Origin of the sequence: Erwinia sp. PsM31 (genome assembly GCF_030433775.1) — a bacterium.
Classification (GTDB): Bacteria; Pseudomonadota; Gammaproteobacteria; order Enterobacterales; family Enterobacteriaceae; genus Erwinia; species Erwinia aeris.
This window is the reverse complement of the sequence record NZ_JARUWZ010000016.1, coordinates 12,585-33,983: the sequence shown is the minus strand read 5'-3', so window position 1 is coordinate 33,983 and position 21,399 is coordinate 12,585. Positions and strand designations below refer to the sequence as shown.

At 58.0% G+C, this 21,399-nt stretch carries 16 protein-coding genes; 9 read left to right on the top strand and 7 right to left on the bottom strand.

What is annotated here, in order from left to right:
- The first annotated feature begins 1 nt into the window (after nucleotide 1).
- The 4 genes from urtE (at nucleotide 2) to ettA (ending at nucleotide 7,786) form a co-directional block, all read left to right on the top strand.
- Nucleotides 2–700, top strand: a complete 699-nt coding sequence (gene urtE, locus QCD69_RS13675) for an urea ABC transporter ATP-binding subunit UrtE (protein ID WP_301252453.1) — start codon at nucleotides 2–4, stop codon at nucleotides 698–700.
- Between the two features lie 453 nt (nucleotides 701–1,153).
- Complete coding sequence (locus QCD69_RS13670) at nucleotides 1,154–5,092, top strand: non-ribosomal peptide synthetase (protein WP_301252422.1); 3,939 nt, start codon at nucleotides 1,154–1,156, stop codon at nucleotides 5,090–5,092.
- 154 nt (nucleotides 5,093–5,246) lie between these two features.
- Nucleotides 5,247–6,011 (top strand): DNA-binding transcriptional repressor DeoR, encoded by a 765-nt coding sequence (gene deoR, locus QCD69_RS13665; RefSeq protein ID WP_301252421.1) that lies wholly within the window; start codon nucleotides 5,247–5,249, stop codon nucleotides 6,009–6,011.
- A gap of 107 nt (nucleotides 6,012–6,118) precedes the next feature.
- Complete coding sequence (ettA, locus tag QCD69_RS13660; protein ID WP_125290490.1) at nucleotides 6,119–7,786, top strand: energy-dependent translational throttle protein EttA; 1,668 nt, start codon at nucleotides 6,119–6,121, stop codon at nucleotides 7,784–7,786.
- A 176-nt stretch (nucleotides 7,787–7,962) separates the two neighbouring features.
- Here ettA and QCD69_RS13655 read toward each other — a convergent pair whose 3' ends face one another.
- Nucleotides 7,963–8,859: a LysR family transcriptional regulator gene (locus QCD69_RS13655; RefSeq protein WP_253461126.1), complete on the bottom strand. Its 897-nt coding sequence runs from the start codon at nucleotides 8,857–8,859 to the stop codon at nucleotides 7,963–7,965.
- A gap of 97 nt (nucleotides 8,860–8,956) precedes the next feature.
- Between QCD69_RS13655 and QCD69_RS13650 the strand changes: the two genes are divergently transcribed.
- The 4 genes from QCD69_RS13650 to QCD69_RS13635 all read left to right on the top strand — a co-directional run bounded on the left by QCD69_RS13650 (nucleotide 8,957) and on the right by QCD69_RS13635 (nucleotide 13,074).
- On the top strand, nucleotides 8,957–9,958 hold the full coding sequence (locus tag QCD69_RS13650; RefSeq protein WP_253455423.1) for a zinc-binding alcohol dehydrogenase family protein: 1,002 nt from the start codon (nucleotides 8,957–8,959) through the stop codon (nucleotides 9,956–9,958).
- Nucleotides 9,959–10,182: 224 nt separating this feature from the next.
- Nucleotides 10,183–10,341, top strand: coding sequence for a type I toxin-antitoxin system Hok family toxin (locus QCD69_RS13645; protein WP_253461128.1), 159 nt, complete (start codon nucleotides 10,183–10,185; stop codon nucleotides 10,339–10,341).
- Nucleotides 10,342–10,652: 311 nt separating this feature from the next.
- A complete protein-coding gene (locus QCD69_RS13640; protein ID WP_301252419.1) occupies nucleotides 10,653–11,804 on the top strand; it encodes a mandelate racemase/muconate lactonizing enzyme family protein in 1,152 nt (383 codons plus the stop codon).
- A complete protein-coding gene (locus tag QCD69_RS13635; RefSeq protein WP_301252418.1) occupies nucleotides 11,797–13,074 on the top strand; it encodes an MFS transporter in 1,278 nt (425 codons plus the stop codon). Before QCD69_RS13640 ends, QCD69_RS13635 begins: the two co-directional genes overlap by 8 nt.
- A gap of 292 nt (nucleotides 13,075–13,366) precedes the next feature.
- Here QCD69_RS13635 and nadR read toward each other — a convergent pair whose 3' ends face one another.
- The 3 genes from nadR to serB all read right to left on the bottom strand — a co-directional run bounded on the left by nadR (nucleotide 13,367) and on the right by serB (nucleotide 17,053).
- Nucleotides 13,367–14,608, bottom strand: coding sequence for a multifunctional transcriptional regulator/nicotinamide-nucleotide adenylyltransferase/ribosylnicotinamide kinase NadR (gene nadR / locus QCD69_RS13630; RefSeq protein ID WP_125290485.1), 1,242 nt, complete (start codon nucleotides 14,606–14,608; stop codon nucleotides 13,367–13,369).
- Nucleotides 14,609–14,683: 75 nt separating this feature from the next.
- Nucleotides 14,684–16,066 (bottom strand): DNA repair protein RadA, encoded by a 1,383-nt coding sequence (radA, locus tag QCD69_RS13625; protein WP_253455435.1) that lies wholly within the window; start codon nucleotides 16,064–16,066, stop codon nucleotides 14,684–14,686.
- A 9-nt stretch (nucleotides 16,067–16,075) separates the two neighbouring features.
- Complete coding sequence (serB, locus tag QCD69_RS13620) at nucleotides 16,076–17,053, bottom strand: phosphoserine phosphatase (RefSeq protein ID WP_125290483.1); 978 nt, start codon at nucleotides 17,051–17,053, stop codon at nucleotides 16,076–16,078.
- Nucleotides 17,054–17,161: 108 nt separating this feature from the next.
- Here serB and QCD69_RS13615 point away from each other — a divergent pair, with 108 nt between their 5' ends.
- Complete coding sequence (locus QCD69_RS13615; protein ID WP_301252416.1) at nucleotides 17,162–17,815, top strand: YtjB family periplasmic protein; 654 nt, start codon at nucleotides 17,162–17,164, stop codon at nucleotides 17,813–17,815.
- A 31-nt stretch (nucleotides 17,816–17,846) separates the two neighbouring features.
- Here QCD69_RS13615 and yjjJ read toward each other — a convergent pair whose 3' ends face one another.
- From yjjJ to deoB, 3 genes are all read right to left on the bottom strand, one after another.
- Nucleotides 17,847–19,178 carry a type II toxin-antitoxin system HipA family toxin YjjJ gene (yjjJ, locus tag QCD69_RS13610; protein WP_301252415.1) on the bottom strand — a complete coding sequence of 444 codons (1,332 nt, stop codon included), beginning with the start codon at nucleotides 19,176–19,178 and terminating at the stop codon, nucleotides 17,847–17,849.
- Between the two features lie 172 nt (nucleotides 19,179–19,350).
- Entirely contained in the window at nucleotides 19,351–20,070 is a 720-nt protein-coding gene (gene deoD, locus QCD69_RS13605; RefSeq protein ID WP_125290481.1) for a purine-nucleoside phosphorylase, read from the bottom strand.
- Nucleotides 20,071–20,125: 55 nt separating this feature from the next.
- Nucleotides 20,126–21,349 carry a phosphopentomutase gene (deoB, locus tag QCD69_RS13600; RefSeq protein WP_301252413.1) on the bottom strand — a complete coding sequence of 408 codons (1,224 nt, stop codon included), beginning with the start codon at nucleotides 21,347–21,349 and terminating at the stop codon, nucleotides 20,126–20,128.
- Nucleotides 21,350–21,399: the final 50 nt, after the last annotated feature.

Here is a 21,399-nt window from a genome sequence, read left to right as displayed (position 1 = left end):
GATGCTGAAAGTCACCGATCTGAATCAATATTATGGCGGCAGCCATATTTTACGCGGCCTCTCTTTTGAGGTCCGTCCGGGCGAAATCACCTGCCTGCTGGGGCGCAACGGCGTGGGGAAAACCACGCTGCTGAAGTGCCTGATGGGCCTGCTGCCAGCTAAGTCAGGCGTCATCAGCTGGCAAGAACAGCGCATCAACGGCCGCAGGCCGCATCAGCGCGTGCAGGCCGGGATGGCCTATGTGCCGCAGGGACGGGAGATTTTCCCGCGCCTGACGGTGGAAGAGAACCTGCTGATGGGGCTGTCGCGCTTTTCCGGCTCACGGGCAAAACGGGTGCCGGAAGAGATTTATCAGCTTTTCCCGGTGCTGCGGGAAATGCGGCTGCGGCGCGGCGGCGATCTTTCCGGCGGGCAGCAGCAGCAGCTGGCCATTGGCCGCGCGCTGGCCGCCAGTCCGCAGCTGCTGATCCTGGACGAGCCGACGGAAGGCATCCAGCCTTCGGTTATTAAGGAGATTGGCGCAGTGATCCGCCAGCTGGCGCAGCGCGGCGATATGGCTATCCTGCTGGTGGAGCAGTTTTACGATTTTGCCGCCGAGCTTGCCGACAGCTATCTGGTGATGTCGCGCGGCGAAATCGTGCGGCGCGGCCGGGGTGAAACCATGGAAGCGGACGGCGTACGCGGGCTGGTGGCTATTTAATGGCGACGCCTGCGCTGAAAAAGGCCGCAGGCGTTGTTTATTTCCCGACAGGACTTAATATTTATCGATTAATATATTGCCATCTCAATTATATTTCTCGGAGTTTTCGCACAATTAACTTTAAACATTATTCGCAGCGATAAATATACACCCATCCCTAAAATACATTGCCATCCCAATAACCACATGCCTGTTCAATCCTGTAAAACCTTTTTTAAATAGCGCTGTACCACCGTCTCTAAAAAAGACCAATATCTCTATTTTTCCTTATTTAACTGTTTATCAAACACTAATTATTTTTATCCCATAAAAAATTAACGGCATATTAATTAAGGTTAATTTACTCATAACGTTTCCTCCAATTTTTCATATCTTCTTTTCGTAAACTTTATATACTTAACCACCTTGTTACTGATTTATTTTTTCCAATTATCCCTCATCGGAGGTATTTGCGTGGCTACTTTTCCTTTGACTACCGTACAGCAAGCCGTCTGGCTCGATCAGCTTCTTACCCCAGAAGCACCCTGCTATAACGTGGGCGCGCTGTGGCACATCGATACAACATTTACCGCAGATCTATTGCATGACGCTATCAGGAAAGTTATGGCGCAGCATGAGGCGTTAAATATCATTCTTGAAGAAGATGAACACGGCATTAATCAGACGACCGTCCATAAAAAAGAACCCGTCCTTGAATACCATGATGTCAGTCAGGCGTCTCTGTCGTTAAATGAAGCCAAAGCATTTATTCGCCGCCAGTTTATTAAACCTTTTAAATTACATGGCGAACTGCTCTGGCGCAGCATGACGGTTAAAGTTAATGATGTCACCACGCTCTGGCTGTTCAGCACGCATCATATCATTGCCGACGGCACCTCAGTTTCGCTGTTAAGTAAAATGATTATGGCCGGTTATAAATCATTACAGGCGCAGGCGCCCTGTATGCCCGTTCTCTCTGCGGGCTATAGCGATTTTATTATCCGCGACCAGCAATATCTCTGCTCCGAGCGCTATCAGCACGATCGGGCATATTGGATTAACCATTTTGCCGAAGCGCCCGCTTCATTGCTGGAGCGCCGTCAGGGCTTTCAGGAAAACAAAGCCTGGCCCAGCGCGCACGCGGTGCGGCGTATTACGGCGGCACGCTATCAACAGCTGAAAAACTTTGCAGAGCAGCACGGCGGCTCCGCTATGCATTTTTTTAGCGCGCTCCTCGCCTGCTGGTTCGCTCGTCAGTGGCAGACCGATTCGCTTACCCTGGGCATGCCGGTGCATAACCGCAGCGGCGCACGCTATAAGCAAACACCCGGCATGTTTTCATCGATGATCCCGGCCAGGCTGGCTATCGACGTTAGCCAGCCTTTTGCCCCCTTGATTAAACAGGTCGCTGACGAACTGCGCCGAAGCTACCGTCACCAGCGTTTTCCCATCGCCGAGCTGAATCGCCATCTGCGTCTTAGCCAGCAGGGCCGCCGCCAGCTGTTTGACCTGAGCTTTTCGCTGGAAACGTTTCCGACCGACATCGAGCTGAACGGCCTGCCGCTCAAGGTCGAGGCGATGCGCCATCACCATGAACAAATGCCGCTGGCCGTGTATTTACGGCACTACCATCCCGGCGACGACCCGCTGCTTGAGTGCAACGTCAATCTGGCCTGGTTTAGTGAAGAAGAAGCGCAGCGTATCGCCGATCGCCTGCTGCAAATGATGACGGCAATCCTGGACGGCCCTCAGGATCTGCCCGTGGCGCAGCTGCCTTTGCTGCTGCCCGACGAGCAGAAAAATATTTTTCATCGCTGGAACGCTACGGAGCAAGCCTGGTCTTTTCCCGAAGGTATCCACCGCTATTTTGAACAGCAGGCCGCCGACCGTCCCGACGCCATCGCGCTCTGTGGCTACAGCCAGCAAACCAGCTATCAATCGCTCAACCGCCAGGCTAATCAGCTGGCCTGGCATTTACGCAGGCAGGGCGTTAAGGCGGACGACCGCGTGGCGCTTTGCGTTGAGCGCAGTCGCGAGATGGTGGTAGCGCTGCTGGCGATACTGAAAGCCGGCGGTGCCTATGTGCCGCTTGACCCCGATTACCCGCAGGAGCGCCTGGAACATATGCTTGAAGACTGCGGCGCCGTCGCGCTGCTGGTTGACGACGCCGGGGAGAAAGCCCTGCGGGGGTTGGGATCGGTTCCCCGCCTGCATCTGCTGAACGATAAAATGCACTGGCGGGAAGCGCCAACCGGCAACCTTTCCGCTGCCTGCGACCATCCACAGCGCTCGCTGGCCTATGTTATTTATACTTCAGGCTCGACCGGTAAGCCGAAAGGCGTAATGAATGAACACCTGGCCGTTATGAACAGGCTGAAATGGATGCAGCAGGCTTATCAGCTTCGGCCGGAAGAGACGGTGTTACAAAAAACACCGTTCAGTTTTGACGTCTCGGTCTGGGAGTTTTTCTGGCCGCTGATGACAGGCGCGCGGCTGGCGCTAGCGAAGCCTGGCGGTCATCGCGAGCCGGATTACCTCAGCGAGGTTATTCAGCAGTACCAGGTTACCACGCTGCATTTTGTTCCTTCCATGCTGCAACTTTTTTTACGCCACGGCGACATGGCCCAGTGCGGCAGCCTTAAACGCATCGTTTGCAGCGGTGAGGCGTTGCCGCTGGCTACCGTGCAACGCTGCCACCAGCAGTTGCCCCAGGCGGCTTTGCACAATCTTTACGGCCCGACGGAAGCCGCCGTGGATGTTTCTGCCTGGCACTGCTCGCCTGCGGATCCGCGTCCGCTAATCCCTATCGGCAAACCCATTGCCAATACTCGCCTCTATATTCTTGACGCGCAGATGCAACCCGTTCCGCCTGGCGTCAGCGGCGAGCTGCATATTGGCGGCATTCAGGTCGCAAGAGGCTATCTCAACCGTCCTGAACTGAGCAGGGAACGGTTTATCGCCGATCCTTTCAGCGCCTGCGGTGAAGGCCGGCTCTACAAAACCGGCGACCTGGCCCGCTGGCTGGACGACGGCAGCATCGACTATCTGGGGCGCAATGATTTTCAGGTAAAAATTCACGGTTTGCGTATCGAACTGGGCGAAATTGAGCAGCAGCTTGGCCACTGCGCTGGCGTAGAAGGTGCGCTGGTGCAGGCCTGCGATGACGATCGGGGCGATAAGCGGCTGGTCGCCTGGGTAGTGGCTAAACCGGAAGCCCGGCTTGAGCAGCGGCTTCGCGAACAGCTGAAGGAAACGCTGCCCGATTATATGATCCCGTTCGCTATTGTGCGGCTGGATGCCTTCCCGCTCTCGCCCAACGGCAAGCTGGATCGTAAAACGCTGCCGCAGCCCGTTTTACAGGCACGGGAAGAGAAAACCTTTCTGCCGCCGATCGATAACGAGGAGCATCTGCTGGCCGCGTGCTGGAGCGATCTTCTGGGCGTTTCCCGGATCGGCCGCGACGATGATTTTTTCGAGCTTGGCGGTCATTCAATTCATGCCATCCAGCTGATGATGAAGTTGAAAAACCAGGGGATCGCAATAGAGATGAAGACGCTGCTCTCGCACGCTACGCTGCGTCAACAGGCCAACGCTATTCGCAGCGGTTACCATGCCGAAACCCCGGCCGCCTCGCCGCCGCCGCTGCAAAAACTGCTTCAGCATATGAACAGGTCGCAGACAGAGTTTCGTCTGCTTCAGCCTTTGAATGTTCATACGGCCAGCCGAGAAATGTGGATGGTGCATCCCGCCATTGTCGGCTGCGAGATCTATCAGGATCTGGCGCTAAGCCTGGAAGGCAAAATGAACGTCATCGGGATTAATAACTATAACCTTTTTAATCAGCCTGCCGTGTCTGCCCTGCCCGCGCTGGCTGCTTACTATTTGCAGCATATGCTACAGCGCGGCCTGCCGCAGGATCGGCCGGTTTATCTGCTCGGCTGGTCGTTGGGCGGCATTATTGCGCTGGAAATCGCCGCGCAGCTGGAACGCGCCGGTTATCGGCATATCCACGTTTTTGTGCTGGACAGCCTTTACCAGACGGCCGTTCAGCAGCGCGTTACCCCAGGCATGCTGGGATCGCTGCTGGCGGCTATTGGCTTAGAAGGCGAAGCGGCCCGGCGCGTTATTCGCATTGAAGACACGGAGTTAAAGCTAAACGATCAGCCGCTGAGTTCAGCGCTTCGCCATACCAGGGTGACGCTGTTCAAGGCCACAAAATTTGTGAACCTGATTAATATCGATCGAAACGACGGGCGCGAAATACTGGCGATGACCGATAATGGATTAGGTCAAATTTGTCAGCATCTTAAAATCGTGCCGCTGGCAGCGGATCATCACTCTATTATCTCTTGCCATCAGGACATTATCGCGGCGCTAACCGACAACCACGCGACGAAAAGCTCTACCGCATAACCGCTGCCTTCAGGGCCGTAAACACTGGCGTTTGCGGCGCTTTACCGATGCGGGTAAGATAATCCCTCTGCCTGCATCTTTCCCTGCAACTTATTAAAATCAGAGCGATTTATACGGAAAAGCAGCGCCCGTCCCGGAACAGGAACAACCGTTTATGGAAAGCCGTAGCAGCGAGCGAGTAAAAAAACTGGCCCACGCGCTGAAGCGTACCGACAAGATCCATCTGAAAGAAGCGGCGCTGCTGCTGGGCGTTTCCGAAATGACCATTCGACGCGATCTTGGCGAGCAGCCCTCTTCCGTGGTGCTGCTTGGCGGCTATATCGTCAGCGATCCTAAAGCTACCCAGCGCCACTACTTCGTTTCCGATCAGCAGGCGCACAACGTGGAAAAGAAGCGGCGGCTGGGCCAGCTGGCGGCCACGCTAATTCAGCCCGGCGAAACGGTGTTTTTTGACTGCGGCACCACCATGCCGTGGATTATCGACGCCATTGATAACGAGCTGGAGTTTATCGCCATCTGCTGCGCGGTAAACACCTTCCTGGCGCTGAAAGAAAAACCTCGCTGTAAGGTGATCCTCAACGGCGGCGAGTTTCACGCCGACAACGCCATTTTCACGCCGCTGGGCCAGGGCTCGGTTATCGATAATCTTTGTCCCGGCAAAGCCTTTATCTCTGCGGCGGGCATCGATGCGCATCAGGGCGTGACCTGCTTCAACCTCAATGAACTGCCGATGAAGCATCAGGCCCTACAGCGCGCCAGCCAGAATATCCTGGTGGCGGACAGCAGCAAATTCGGCAAGGTGCTGCCCGCGCGCATCGGCGAGCTCTCGCTGTTCGATACCCTAATCAGCGATAAAGCGGCGCCGGAAGCGCTGGCCCGGCGGCTGGAACAGGCGGGCGTGACGCAGTACTCAGGATAATCTGCCGCCTGCGTCTGTGATTGCCGGGTGAAACCAGCTAAACTTCGCTATCTGAGTGGGCAGCGACTGCCCCGATTATTACACAGACACCAAGAGGCTCATCCTACGTGGCTCAATTCGTCTATAGCATGCATCGCGTCGGCAAAGTGGTTCCGCCGAAGCGTCATATCCTGAAAAATATTTCCCTGAGCTTTTTCCCCGGCGCAAAAATCGGCGTCCTGGGCTTAAACGGCGCGGGTAAATCTACGCTGCTGCGCATTATGGCCGGCATTGATAAAGATATCGAAGGGGAAGCTCGCCCGCAGCCCGGCATCAAGATCGGCTATCTGCCGCAGGAGCCGCAGCTCAACCTGGAGCATACCGTTCGTGAATCGGTAGAAGAGGCGCTGGCCGACGTCGTGGGCGCGCTGAAGCGTCTGGACGAAGTTTACGCGCTGTACGCGGAAGAAGACGCGGACTTCGATAAGCTGGCCGCCGAGCAGGGTCGTCTGGAAGAGATTATCCAGGCGCACGACGGCCACAATCTGAATACCCAGCTGGAACGCGCCGCCGACGCGCTGCGCCTGCCGGACTGGGATGCGAAAGTCGCTAATCTTTCCGGTGGTGAGCGTCGCCGCGTCGCGCTGTGCCGTCTGCTGCTGGAAAAGCCGGACATGCTGCTGCTGGACGAACCGACCAACCACCTGGATGCCGAATCCGTGGCCTGGCTGGAGCGCTTCCTGCATGACTTCGAAGGCACCGTAGTGGCGATTACCCACGACCGTTACTTCCTGGACAACGTCGCGGGCTGGATCCTGGAGCTGGACCGTGGCGAAGGTATTCCGTGGGAAGGCAACTACTCCTCCTGGCTGGAGCAGAAAGATGCCCGCCTGGCGCAGGAAGCCTCCAGCGAAGCGGCCCGCCGTAAATCGATCGAGAAAGAGCTGGAGTGGGTGCGTGCCGGTACCAAAGGCCGTCAGTCTAAAGGCAAAGCGCGTCTGGCCCGCTTTGAAGAGCTGAACAGCACCGACTACCAGAAGCGTAACGAAACCAACGAACTCTTTATTCCACCTGGCGCGCGCCTGGGCGATAAAGTGCTGGAAGTCAGCAACCTGCGCAAATCCTATGGCGACCGCCTGCTGATTGACGATCTGTCGTTCTCCGTGCCGAAAGGCGCCATTGTCGGCATCATCGGCCCGAACGGCGCGGGTAAATCAACGCTGTTCCGCATGATGTCCGGTCAGGAACAGCCGGATTCCGGCAGCATCGTGCTGGGCGATACCGTCAAGCTGGCCTCGGTCGATCAGTTCCGCGACAGCATGGATAACTCGAAAACCGTCTGGGAAGAAGTATCCGGCGGCCAGGACATCATGCGCATCGGCAATACCGAAATGCCAAGCCGCGCCTATGTCGGCCGCTTTAACTTTAAGGGCGTCGATCAGGGCAAACGCGTAGGCGAACTGTCCGGCGGCGAGCGCGGTCGTCTTCACCTGGCCAAGCTGTTGCAGGTCGGCGGCAATATGCTGCTGCTCGATGAGCCAACCAACGACCTGGACATCGAAACCCTGCGCGCGCTGGAAAACGCCCTGCTGGAGTTCCCTGGCTGCGCAATGGTTATCTCGCATGACCGCTGGTTCCTGGACCGTATTGCCACGCACATCCTGGACTATCAGGATGAAGGCAAGATCGAGTTCTTTGAGGGTAACTTTACCGAATACGAAGAGTACAAGAAGCGTACGCTGGGTGCGGAAGCACTGGAGCCGAAACGCATCAAGTACAAGCGTATGGCGAAGTAATCTCGCTACGCCGTGCCCGGCTGTCTGCCGGCACGGCGTGTCACCTTTTTCTGCCGTTGAAATCCCCGTAGTTCGCCTGAACGCACCACGCTCTGACGATAAAATTCCCGTAGTTCGCCTGAGCGCGCCAGGTCCTGACGATAAAATCCCCGCAGTTCGCCTGAGCACACCGAGCCCTAACGATAAAACTCCCGGAAAATCTCCGACTCCAGCGCGAAATCGACAAAGCGCACCAGCGCGGGCGAGTTCAGCTTACGGCTGGGATAAACCAGCCACAGCTCGCTGCCCAACGCTTTCCAGTCCTGGAGCACCTCTACCAGCTTTCCTTCGGCCAGCATGTCCTTAGCCAGCATTTCCGGCAGCAGCGTAATACCCGCATCGGCCAGGGCGCATTCCCGCGCGTACAGCAGATTATTGGCGGTATGCACCGGCGGCAGCTGCCAGCGATAATACTCATCCTCTTTTCTTAACGGCCACTCGTTCCATACCTGATGGGCAATGCAGCGGTGATCCGCCAGCTGCTGAGGATGGGTAAGCGCTTCATAGCGCGCCAGATAGGCAGGTGAAGCGACCAGTAAGCGCCTGGTGTAGCCAACCCGCCTGCCGATGAGCGAAGAATCCTGCGGCTGGCCGGTACGTAGCGCAATGTCATAGCCTTCCTGCACGATATCGTGCATCCGATCCGATACTGACACCTCCAGCATGACATCCGGCCAGGCCTGCTGAAAAGCGGCGTTAAACCGCGCCAGCAGCGTGGCCCCGATCCCGGCCGGCGACGTGATACGTAAGCGTCCGCTTGGATTGTCCCGCAGGCGATCGATGGTCATGCTGGCCCTTTCGCTGGCCTGTAGCATCTCGCGGCAGTGCACCAGATAACGCTCGCCGGCAAAAGTCAGATTAAGCTGGCGGGTCGTACGGTTAATCAGGCGCAATCCCAGCGCCTGTTCAAGTTGACTGATACGTTGGCTGACGCTGGATTTCGGCAACCCTGCGCGCTTTGCTGCCCCGGTAAAACTGCCGCACTCGGCTACCATTGCAAAGAGAGCCATATCCTGCAGCTGTTTAAACATTATTGTTCACCTGAAACGAACGCTGAGTTAGTGATTGTGCGACTTATCATTAGTCTGCTTAGCTTCTACACTCAATAGCATAAATCAAAGGAGAGGTGTTATGACAATCAGAGCTATTGCCGTTAATCCAGAAAAACCGGATCAATTTATTGAAATACAAACAGATAAGCGTGGCCCTGAGGGTTACGACCTGCTGGTCGAAGTGAAAGCCGCCTCGGTGAATCCGGTGGATACCAAAGTCCATAAGGGCGCGCAGAAAAACGGCCTTAAGGAGCCGCGCATTCTGGGCTGGGACGCCAGCGGCGTGGTGCTGGAAGTCGGCAGCAAGGTCAGCAATTTTAAAGTCGGCGACGAAGTCTACTATGCGGGCGATCTCACCCGTCCGGGCAGCAACGCCACGCAGCAGCTGATCGATTCCCGCATCGTCGGCCACAAGCCCACCTCGCTAAACTGGGCCGAAGCCGCCGCGATCCCGCTGACCGCCCTGACCGCCTGGGAAGGTCTCTTTGACCGCCTGCTGATTGATAAGGCTGAAGAAGGCAAAACGCTGCTGATTGTTGGCGGCGCAGGCGGCGTAGGCTCGCTGGCTATTCCTTTCGCTAAGCTGCACAGCAAGGTCACCATCATCGCCACCGCCTCCCGTCCTGACTCGGCGCAGTGGTGTAAAGATCGCGGCGCGGATCTGGTTATCGATTATAAAGATATGCCTGCGGAACTGGAAAAACATGGCCTGAAGCAGGTCGACTATATTTTCTGCCTGAACGATACCGACGGCCACTGGGAGACGCTGGCACAGCTGATCGCGCCGCAGGGGCAAATCTGCACCATCGTGGAAAACGAAAAGCCGCTCAATATGGATCAGCTGAAGCTGAAAAGCGCCGCGCTGCACTGGGAGTTTATGTATACCCGCAGCATGTATAACACGCCGGATATCGCTCGCCAGGGTGAAATTCTGGACGCCACGGCGAAACTGCTGGACGACGGAAAAGTCACCACGTCGCTGAGCAAAACGCTGCAGGGACTGAGCGTGGAAACGCTGACGGAAGCGCACCGTCTGGTGCTGGAAGGCCATATGCGCGGTAAAGTGGTGATGGTTTATTAATCGAACTCCCGAGACGGCTCGCAATCCTTCGAGGGTAGAAACGATATAATGGCGTCGGCGCTTGAGGCTTTTTGCCTCATGTCGTTGGCAGCGATGCTGATGGAGAGTGTGGCAGAAAGAAGAAAGCCCCGAAGGTCATTTTTCAATTAACCAACGAGGCGTTCTGCATGACCAACAGCATCAGAATAGCCTCTTGCCCGCCGCAAGGCAAGGAGAAGGCAGCCATGAAAATACCGCATAACACGCTTATTCTGTGCATATTAATAGTGTGTCTCACGCTGTTACTATTCACCGGCCTGGTAAGGAAATCGCTCTGCGAGATCCGCTACAGGGACGGTAACAGGGAGGTGGCGGCGCTCATGGCTTACGAATCCGGCAAGTAGCTGCCTGAAGGCAGGGGAAACCCTGCCTTTTTGGGGGATGATGAAAGCTGGCATGCCGCAAGCGCCTTTTACAGGGCCGTCGGGTAACGCTGACGGCCCTTTCCGATCTTTTTATCCGCCGCTTCTGTGAGCTGTCCCGCAGCCGCTTAGCCAGATGCCAAAATTTCCCTCGCCTTGCCCCGCCATCCTTGTGCGGCTGTACGATGCCGCCGCCTGGACGCTTTTTTATACTGAAACGGCAACAGGCAGCCGGCGCTCATAAATCTGATTACAAGCCGCTGTCTCCCTCCCTACCCGATGAGGTTTATGGCATGAAAATCAGTCACATTGAGGCTATCCGCCTCGCTATTCCTTTTGAAAGCGATCGCAGTACGCCAGAGGAGCAGACAACGGCCTGGAACGCCGCTTCGCCTGCGTTAAAGAAAATGGAAACGCTGCTGGTGCGCATTACCACGGACGATGGCCGCCAGGGCTGGGGTGAAGGCTTCGGCCATTTATGCAATCCGGTGACGCTTCAGGCGCTGGAATCGCTGGTCATCCCGCTTTTTCTGGGAAAAACGGCGCCCGCAAGCCGCGAGGCGCTGACGGCGCTGGTTAGCGAGGCGGAGCAGGCGCTGCACGCTTTTGGCCGCAGCGGGCCGGTACGCTATGCGCTGTCGGCTATCGATATCGCGCTATGGGATCTGCTGGGTCAGCATCTTGGGCAGCCTTTATGGCAGCTGCTGGGCGCGACGCGCAGCGAGATCGGCCTCTACGCCAGCCTGGTCAGCTACAACAACCAGCCGGAAGAGGTCGCTCGTCAGGTACGGCGCGCCTGGCAGGCGGGCTTTCGCACGATGAAACTGCATGAAACCGATTACGCCGCCATTGCCGCCGCCAGAGCCGCGCTGCCGCAGGAAGCGACCCTGATGGTGGACGTAAACTGCCCGTGGACGGTAGCGGAAGCCACCGCCCGCGCTCGCCAGCTGGCGGAATTAAAGCTGGGCTGGCTGGAAGAGCCGATCTGGCCGCCGGATGATATTGCAGGCCTGGCGGCGGTACGCCGCGCGGGTACGCCGATAGCCGCCGGGGAAAATGTTTGCGGTGACTGGGGATTCGAGCCGTTTTACTCTGCGGCGGCGGTGGACGTGCTGCAGCCCAGCGTGGCAAAAGTAGGCGGCATCACGGCCATGCTGCGCGTGATGGCCCAGGCGGCCGGGCACGGCATTAAAGTGGTGCCGCACTGTTTCTACTACGGCGCAGGTTTGCTGGCGACGGCGCACCTGGTGGCCGCCTTGCCGCAGGATATCCTGCTGGAAGTGCCCTGGATCCGCTTCACGCCGCAGCTCTATCCGCAGCTCGATTTTTCCCCGACGCTTGCCCTCTCCACTACGCCAGGCCTGGGTTTCTCGCCCGATTTGGCCGTGCTGAAAGCTCATACCGTCAGCCATATCACCTTAAGCGCGGAGGCCAGTCATGTTTAAAAACTATCGCAGCGTTGTGGCGCTGCTGCTGTTTTTCGCGGGCGTGCTCAACTATCTGGATCGCGCCGCGCTGTCGGTGATGGCGCCGCTGGTGAAAAAGGATTTGCAGATTGACGACGCGCAGATGGGCATCCTGTTCAGCTGCTTTTTTATCGGCTACTGCCTGTTCTGCTTTTTGGGCGGCTGGGGCGCCGATCGCTACGGCCCGCGCAAGGTATTTGGCTGGGCGGCGGCCGTCTGGTCGCTGTTCTGCGGCGCGACGGCGCTGGCGGGCAGCTTTACGCACCTGCTGATCGTCCGCGTGCTGTTTGGCATCGGCGAAGGGCCGATGGGCACCACCACCAATAAATCGATCTCCAACTGGTTCCCGCGCAAGGAAGTCGGCCGCGCCGTCGGCTTCACCAATGCCGGTCAGCCGCTGGGCGCCGCTATCGCCGCGCCCGTGGTAGGATTGGTCGGGCTGCACTTCGGCTGGCGCGTTTCTTTTATCGTGATTGCCGCGCTGGGCTTTGTCTGGCTGGCTTTCTGGCTGTGGCTGTTTCGCGACAGGCCGGAACACCATCCGCGCGTCAGCGAGCCGGAAAGACAGATGATCGCCGCTCAGCGCCCCGCCACTCGCGTTACCCCGACGGGCCAGGCTAAGACGCCGCTCTGGCACTACGTGCTGTCGCTGCCGGTACTGGGCGTCGCGGCAGCCTTCTTTTGCTTTAACTACATCCAGTTTTTCTTTCTGTCATGGCTGCCCAGCTACCTGACCGACTTTCAGCATCTGGATATTAAAAGCATGAGCCTGATCGGCATTCTGCCGTGGCTGGGCGCGACCATCGGCTTTATCGGCGGCGGCATGATTTCCGATGCGCTGTTCCGCCGTACCGGCAATTTTTTGCTGTCGCGCAAGCTGGTGATCTTCTTTGGGCTGGCGGTAGCCGCCGTCTGCGTGATGCTAACGGCCTGGGCCAGCAGCGTCACGCTGGCGGTTTCGCTGATTACGCTGGCCAGCGTGTTCGCCTATATGACGCCACAGGCGTGCTGGTCGCTGCTGCAGGATATCGTGCCCGCCGAGCGCATCGGTACCGCCGGCGGCTTTGTGCATCTGCTGGCGAACCTGGCGGGCATCCTGTCGCCGGGCATCACCGGGTTTCTGATCCAGTATGGCGGCGGCTATTCGTCGGCCTTTTTACTGGCCAGCGTACTGGCGCTGACCGGAATGGCGCTGCTGGGTATCTTTGTGCGTGAGCGCAGCGTCAACGCGCTGCGGGCGCTGGCTTAGCCTGCAAAAAGGGAGCGTCCTTTGCTCCCTTCAGATTGATGACAAACTTAAAAGCTTGCGGGTACACCGCCGTTTTTTTACAGCAACACAATCGCTTCACGGCGGCAGAGGCTGAGCGGATAAGCGGACCGTTTTCGCGCATGGACGCGCGAAACGAGCCTCCATAGACGTGCGCGTCCGTGTTCCGAGCTGCCTCTGCTGCTATTCACCAGACTAGTAGCTATCTGATGGCTGAGTACAGGTTTGTCAGCAGCCTGAAGGGAGCGTCCTTCGCTCCCTTTATTCTATTCGCTCAGCCGCCGGTTGAACGCGCGCCCAGCATCTCCTGCACCAGCTCCACGCAGCGCAGAAAGCGCTCGTCGTAGCTATCCTGCTCGACGTGCACAAAATCGATATTGTTCGCCTCCAGCATGGAAACCAGCAGCGCCTGGAACTCTTTGCGATCCACCGAGCTGCCGAGGCTACGCAGCCCGTCCGCTACCCAGGGGACGTTGTTCTCGACCAGGATCACCAAATCAAAGCGGTACTCATCAATCAGCGCCTGCACAAAAGGATGCTCGCGCCCCTCATACTTCTTACAGAAGGCCTGGGTCGTCACAAAGTCGGTATCGATAAAGGCGACCTTGTTCGCATATTTCACCGCAAAATCGATGTACTGTGCCTGGCCCAGCGCGATCTTATCGTAGTCAGAATATTGCAGCGCCATCTCGTCGCCGCCCAGGTGTGAGAACACGTAGTCGCGCCCAAATTCCCAGGCGCTGGTGGTGTTAAAAATATTTGCCAGCTTGTTAACCAGCGTCGATTTACCGCTCGACTCGCCGCCCAGGATAGCCACCGTGCGCACAAAGAACGGTTTTACTTCCGTCGGAATATATTCCCAGTAGCGGAAAGGATCCTGGCGGATCTGCGCGCCGCTGATGTTCATAAAGGATCGTTTAGGATCGATCAGCACCGCCTCAATGCCCAAATGCTGCTGATACTGCGGCGCATCCGGCTCTTCGCTGGTATAAACCCGATTGGGGACAATACCGTGGTTTTCCATAAAGTCATTGATGCCCCGGCTCCAGACGTCCCAGCCGTGCGGATAAGGCTCCATGCCCTCTTCGTTAAACGAATGGATACGGATATTTTTCTGGTACTTAAAAGTTTGCAGCAGCCAGCGCAGGCGATCGCTGACGGTCGGCTGCTGCGACATGGCGCTGGCCTCGAACAGCTCGCGGTCGCGCGACTCGTCGTAGCCCATAATGATATGCAGCTCGTCAACCTGACTACAGGCGCGCTGGATCAGATAGATGTGGCCGGTATGCAGCGGATAGAATTTGCCGAACACCACGCCGATGGTTTTTTCACGGCGCGGAAACTCCAGGCCAAGATAGCGGTGCAGCGCCTCCAGCTTTTGCGCGCTGGGGCTTTTGATCTTGGCGTTGAGCAGCTGGCTGAGGTAGCCCTTGGTCATGCCGCTGGCTTCCGCCACCTGCTGCAACGTACAGCCCTGCTGGCGAATAGCCGTTTTCAGATAATCAAATGACGACACCGGGTGCCTCCTGCATAACGGGCGTACGTTCCGCCGCTTTGAAATGCGGAGCGCGCAACACGCTCCGCTTTTAAGTTAAAGCTCGTCGAGGATCGCCAGCGCGTCGGCCAGCTTTTTCACGCCGTACACCTTCATGTTCTCCGGCGTTTTCTTCGGCACGTTGGCAATGGGCACAATGGCGCGACGGAAGCCATGCTTGGCCGCTTCGGAAATACGCTCCTGGCCGCTCGGCACCGGACGGATTTCTCCGGCCAGCCCGACCTCGCCAAACACCACCAGATCCTGCGGTAAAGGGCGATCGCGCAGGCTGGAGACCATCGACAGCATTAACGCTAAGTCGGCGCTGGTTTCCGTGACCTTCACGCCGCCGACCACGTTGACGAAAACGTCCTGATCGGCCATTTGCAGACCGCCGTGACGATGCAGCACCGCCAGCAGGATCGCCAGACGGTTCTGCTCCAGGCCGACCGCCACGCGGCGTGGATTCCCCAGCATCGAGTGATCCACCAGCGCCTGGATCTCAACCAGCAGCGGCCGCGTGCCTTCCCACAGCACCATTACCGAACTGCCGGAGGTGACCTCGTCGCCGCGGCTGAGGAAGATGGCGGAAGGATTGCTGACTTCCCGCAGCCCCTGTTCGGTCATGGCGAACACGCCCAGCTCGTTCACCGCGCCGAAGCGGTTTTTATGGCTGCGCAGGGTGCGAAAACGCGAATCCGCATCGCCATCCAGCAGCACCGAGCAGTCGATGCAGTGTTCCAGAACCTTTGGCCCCGCCAGCGAGCCGTCTTTCGTAACGTGGCCGACCATCACGATCGCCACGCCGCGTGTTTTCGCAAAGCGGGTCAGGTAGGCGGCGGTTTCCCTGACCTGCGCCACGCTGCCGGGCGAGGACTGGATATCCGCCATATGCATCACCTGAATGGAGTCGATCACCATCAGCTTCGGCTCTTCCTGCTCGGCGATCTGGCAGATCTGCTCAATGCTGGTTTCCGAAAGCATATTCAGATTGGCGGTCGGCAAACCCAGCCGGTGCGCGCGCATCGCCACCTGCTGCAGCGACTCCTCGCCGGTGACGTAGAGCGTTTTCATGTTCTCGGAAAGCTTGCAGAGCGTTTGCAGCAGCAGCGTACTTTTCCCCGCGCCGGGGCTGCCGCCGATCAGGATGGCGCTGCCCGGCACCACGCCGCCGCCCAGCACGCGATCGAACTCCTTAAAGCCGGTGCTGAAGCGCGGCAGCGCCTCCAGGCTGATTTCCGACAGTTTTTGCACGCGGCTTGGGCCGGCGCTGCCCGCATAGCCGGTCAGACGTTCGTTACGCGCCACCGTTGGCGACGCCGCCAGGCGCACCTCGGTGATGGTGTTCCAGGCCTGGCAGGCGCTGCATTGCCCCTGCCAGCGTGGATAATCTGCGCCGCATTCATTACAAACAAAGGCGCGCTTTACCGCTTTGGCCAAATCTACCCCTTAGCGTTCTTCATGGATCAGGCTGCCGGTCAGGATGCAGAGCACGCCTAACAGGTCAGCATGACGGATGGTAACTTCTGTTTTTTCGTTAACTTTCGGCTTGGCGTGATAGGCGATGCCCAGCGCGGACGCCTGGATCATCAGCAGATCGTTGGCGCCGTCGCCAATTGCCACGGTTTGTTCCGGCGCGATCTCAAAGCGCTTCGCCAGCTTTCGCAGCGTCTCGGCTTTGTATTTCGCATCGACGATATCGCCCAGCACTTCGCCGGTCAGCTTGCCGTCGCGGATTTCCAGCTGGTTCGCCACAATCGCGGAAAGGCGCAGCTTATCGCGCAGGTATTCCGCAAAATAGGTAAAGCCGCCGGAAGCGATCGCCACCTGCCAGCCCAGCGCCTGGAGCTTGTGCACCAGCGAACTGAGACCCGGCATCAGCGGCATTTCCGCCCTGACCTGTGCCAGAATATTGGCGTCGGCGCCTTTAAGTGTAGCCACGCGCTGGCGCAGGCTGGCGGTAAAATCGAGTTCGCCGCGCATCGCGCGTTCGGTCACTTCCGCCACCAGCTCGCCGCTGCCCGCCAGTTTGGCGATCTCGTCGATACATTCAATCTGGATAGCGGTGGAATCCATATCCATTACCAGCAGACCCGGCGTTTTCAGGTGCGGAATACGGCCCAGCGGCGCCACGTCCAGCCCGGCTTCGTGCGCCAGTTTGGCCGCGCGCGGCGTCAGCGAGCCCGCCAGCCGGATAACCTGATAGTCCTCCACCGCCCAGGCGCTGACGATAACCATCGCCGCCCCCAGCCTGTGCTGTAGCGCCGTCAGGCGATCTTTATTCAGGCCGCGCCCATACAGAAGCCAGCCGGTGCGGCCAGCGCGATAATCCAGCGGCATCACTTCATCGCCGCTGAGGGAAAGAGGTAAACCCGGCCAGAGAGAGACATCCGAAGGCAGGTCGCACCAGGTCAGACTATTTGGCATTACAGCTCCTGTAGGGGACAGTTTAATCACGCAAGAGGCTACCCTGTCTCGCCCGCTTCTGGCAACATAAATGCGGTTCCGTTTCCGGACAATAGGTGAAGGGCAAAAATGGCAAAAGCCAAACTAACATTTCGGCTGCACCGCACGGTAATCGTCCTGATCTGCCTGGCGCTGCTGGTCGTGCTGATGCAGGGCGCATCATGGTTCAGCATGGGCCATCAGATGGCCCGCTCGGAGCAGGTGGAGGAGCTGGCGCGCACGCTGACTCGCCAGGTCGCCTTTAGCCTGTCGCCGCTGATGGAAAACAGCGATGACAACCATCAGAAGATTATCGATGTTCTCGCACAGCTGACCAAAGAGAGCCGCATTCTGGACGCATCGGTCTATGACGACAGCGGCACGCTGCTGGCGCGCAGCGGCGAAACCATTAACGTGCGCGACCGGCTGGCGCTGGACGGACAACGGGCCGGCAGCTACTTCAACCATCAGCTGGTGGAGCCGCTGGCCAGCGCTGACGGGCCGCGCGGTTTTCTACGCGTCACGCTGGATACCCACGTGCTGGTGACGGATTCGCGTCAGGTCGATAACACCACCAATATCCTGCGCCTGATGATGCTGCTGGCGCTGGCTATCGGCATTATCCTTACCCGTACGCTGCTGCGGGATCGCCGCACGCGCTGGCAGCAGTCGCCCTTTCTGCTTACCGCTAACCGTCCGGTAAAAGAAGATAACGGCGACGACGCGCCTGCGGAAAAAAGTTAGCGGCCGCTTTTTTCCGGGCGGCCTTCACCTCTTACGCCATTCGCTCAATCTGCGGCGGCAGCGCGTTCAGCGTCTGCTGCATAGCCGCCGCAATCCGGCAAAACTCATTACTCCATTCAGCGCCTGCGGCAATCATCTGCCAGTAGCGCTGCGCCATAGCTAATGCCCGAAACCACACCTCGCGCGGCACGGCGGGATCGAGGGCAATCTGCGGCGGCTTATCACGCATGTGCCCGCTGCTGTTCGGCGCAAAACTCATGGGAAGCATGTCGTAAGCGGGCGTCAGGCTAAGCCCGGCGGCCTGCCGGAAAAACGACAGGTTGCCGCTGTGCATATCACCGTTGGCGATCAGTCGGCCAAACGCCCACTGTAGCGTACCGCGCGTTGCATCCTCCAGGGATATCAACCGTTGCTCTGCCAGCATGGCTAACGCCTGCGGCCAGCGGGTTTGGCTGCCGAGATATTCAGCCTGTACCGCCTCCAGCGAAACAAGACTTTTTCTGCCCCGATCGGCAATACGATTAAAACGCACGACTTCCAGAAAGGTTTGGCCGTCCGGTGCCCTGAAGATGCTGCCCTGCGCCGCCGCCAGGCCATTTTCAGCCAGCAGCTGCAATGCCAGCGCCTCTGCTCTGAGCAGATCGCACCAGCGCTGGCTGTTCTGGTTACGCTGCGGCGGCGTGAATTTTACCAGCAGATGCACGCCGCTACCGTCGGCCCGTTCAACGCAGCAGGCGAATTTCGGCTGTTCGCCGCCCGCAGAGGAGCCGATATCTTCGCCGGTCAGCACTTTCTCCGCCAGCTGCGGATAGCGATAGCGTTTTTCCTGCGGGCTGATGGGCTGCGGCACGGGCTGCTGTAACCATTGCTGATAGCTTTGGGTGCCGATCAGCCAGTTGCCGGAAATATCGCTGCCGCGTCTCGTTAACGCAAGCAGGCAATGGTCTTCATTCCACTGTCGGCTGTCTTCCGGCAATCCGAGCTGTAACGCACACTCTTTGCTCCACGCGCGTCCCAGAAAACCCTGTGGCCGCATATCGCTCAGATACCAGGGCAGGCCGTCGAACTGCTGCCAGTCTCCCTGCATATCTTCTATCAGGCAGCTTCCTGCGGGCCAGATACTGTAAAGCCGCCCGGCTTCCTGCGCACGGCCCTGCTCATCAATCTGCCAGAGCGGAAAAACGCACTCTTCCCGCACCGGTCGCAGCAACGCATAGCGCGTGGCGCGCGCACGGCCAAACTTCAGCACCTGCGGCTGAGCGGAAAGCGTGCGTGACAGCGTGGCCTGGCTGACGCCTGAGCGCTGGATCAGCGTGGCGGCATCAAGCGGGCCGTGCAGCAAAAGTGACGTTATTGCAGACATAATGACCCACCATGAATAGATTCATGAATAGATACTTATCACTTAATTGTCTGAGGATAAAGGACAATAGCAAAAAACGAGCGGGAAAGATGAATAGATACTTTTACGGGAAAACCGGTCGATTCTCCGACCGGTTTTAGCCAACGGCCGCTGAGGGCAGCGGCCGCTTAAATCAGGCTTTATCGCCCAGCAGAACGGATTCCAGCGCGATCTCAACCATGTCGTTAAACGTGGTCTGACGCTCGGCCGCCGAGGTCTGCTCATGGGTGCGGATATGGTCGGAAACGGTACAGATAGCCAGCGCTTTCGCGCCGAACTCCGCCGCCACGCCATAGATGCCCGCTGCTTCCATTTCCACGCCCAGGATGCCGTACTTTTCCATCACGTCGAACATCTGCGGATCCGGCGTATAGAACAGATCGGCGGAGAAGATGTTGCCGACGCGTGCTTCCACGCCCAGGTTTTTCGCCGCGTCTACCGCGTCGCGCACCATATCGAAATCGGCGATGGCCGCGAAATCGTGATCCTTAAAGCGCATGCGGTTCACTTTGGAATCGGTGCTGGCACCCATACCGATCACGATATCGCGCAGCTTCACGTCTTCACGAACCGCGCCGCAGGAGCCTACGCGAATAATCTTCTTCACGCCGAATTCGGTGATCAGCTCTTTGGCGTAGATTGAGCAGGAAGGAATGCCCATGCCGTGGCCCATCACGGAGATTTTGCGGCCCTTGTAAGTGCCGGTATAGCCCAGCATCCCACGCACGTTATTGACTTCCACGGCATCCTGCAAAAAGGTTTCCGCAATGTGCTTTGCGCGCAGCGGATCGCCCGGCATCAGCACCACGTCAGCGAAATCACCCATTTCTGCGTTAATATGAGGGGTAGCCATCTTTTATCCTTATTTACTTTTTGCCGGCTTGCACCGGCGTGTTACGTTGCGCTGATTACAGCATGCTTTTGCCATATTCCATTGCGGACAGGCCAAAATACGTTGCGACAGTCTGACCGATATCCGCAAAAGTGTCACGGTATCCCAGCGAGCCTGGCTTAACGTTCGGGCCGTAAATCAAAATTGGAATGTGCTCGCGGGTATGTTCCGTGCCCTGCCAGGTTGGATCGCAGCCGTGGTCGGCGGTGAGGATCAGAATATCGCCCTCTTGTACCAGCGCCATCAGCTCCGGCAGACGACGGTCAAACAGCTCCAGGCCGCCCGCGTAGCCAGCCACGTCGCGACGGTGGCCCCAGGTGGAGTCGAAATCCACAAAGTTGGTAAAGACGATGCTGTTGTCCGGCGCCGTTTTCATCTCCTGCACGGTCGCGTCAAACAGCGCGTCCAGCCCGGTCGCCTTCACTTTTTTGGTGATGCCGACGTGCGCATAGATATCGGCGATTTTGCCCACGGAGACCACTTCGCCGCCTTTTTCCTCCACCAGCTTTTTCAGGATGGTGGGCGAAGGCGGTTCAACGGCCAGATCGTGACGGTTGCCGGTACGTTCGAAGTGCCCCGCTTTGTCGCCCACAAACGGACGTGCGATCACGCGGCCAATGTTATAGCCGCCTTCGGTCAGCGCTTCGCGGGCGATTTCACAGAGATCGTACAGGCGCTGTAAGCCAAAGGTTTCTTCATGACAGGCGATCTGGAACACCGAGTCGGCAGAGGTATAGAAAATCGGCTTGCCGGTTTTCATATGCTCTTCGCCCAGCTGGTCAAGGATCACCGTGCCGGAAGAGTGGCAGTTGCCCAGATAGCCAGGCAGGCCCGCTTTTTCTACCAGCTCGTCCAGCAGCGCCTGCGGGAAGCTGTTCTCTTTTTCCGTGAAGTAGCCCCAGTCAAACAGCACCGGCACGCCGGCGATTTCCCAGTGGCCGGAAGGCGTATCTTTGCCCGACGACAGCTCGCTGGCATAGGCGTAGGCGCCGATAATTTCAGCGTCTTTATCCAGCCCCAATGGGAACTTACCGGTAGAGGCCTCCGCCGCTTTGCCTAAGCCCAGCGCGGTAAGATTGGGCAGATGCAGCGGCCCTTTGCGGCCGATATTCGCTTCGCCTTTAAAGCAGGCTTCGGCAATATGCCCCAGCGTATCGGAACCTTCATCGCCAAACTTATGAGCGTCTTTGCTTGACCCAATGCCGAAAGAGTCGAGCACCATAATAAATGCACGTTTCATCGTGGTCTCCTGCGTTGTTAACGCGATGAGCTAAATTTTATCGATCGGAA

Bases quoted from the DNA above. Each gene is read 5' to 3' on its own strand.
- urtE (WP_301252453.1), top strand. From the start codon at position 2: ATGCTGAAAGTCACCGATCTGAATCAATATTATGGCGGCAGCCATATT.
- deoR (WP_301252421.1), top strand. From the start codon at position 5,247: ATGGAAAGCCGTAGCAGCGAGCGAGTAAAAAAACTGGCCCACGCGCTG.
- QCD69_RS13650 (WP_253455423.1), top strand. From the start codon at position 8,957: ATGACAATCAGAGCTATTGCCGTTAATCCAGAAAAACCGGATCAATTT.
- QCD69_RS13645 (WP_253461128.1), top strand. From the start codon at position 10,183: ATGAAAATACCGCATAACACGCTTATTCTGTGCATATTAATAGTGTGT.
- QCD69_RS13640 (WP_301252419.1), top strand. From the start codon at position 10,653: ATGAAAATCAGTCACATTGAGGCTATCCGCCTCGCTATTCCTTTTGAA.
- QCD69_RS13635 (WP_301252418.1), top strand. From the start codon at position 11,797: ATGTTTAAAAACTATCGCAGCGTTGTGGCGCTGCTGCTGTTTTTCGCG.
- serB (WP_125290483.1), bottom strand. From the start codon at position 17,053: ATGCCAAATAGTCTGACCTGGTGCGACCTGCCTTCGGATGTCTCTCTC.
- QCD69_RS13615 (WP_301252416.1), top strand. From the start codon at position 17,162: ATGGCAAAAGCCAAACTAACATTTCGGCTGCACCGCACGGTAATCGTC.
- yjjJ (WP_301252415.1), bottom strand. From the start codon at position 19,178: ATGTCTGCAATAACGTCACTTTTGCTGCACGGCCCGCTTGATGCCGCC.
- deoD (WP_125290481.1), bottom strand. From the start codon at position 20,070: ATGGCTACCCCTCATATTAACGCAGAAATGGGTGATTTCGCTGACGTG.
- deoB (WP_301252413.1), bottom strand. From the start codon at position 21,349: ATGAAACGTGCATTTATTATGGTGCTCGACTCTTTCGGCATTGGGTCA.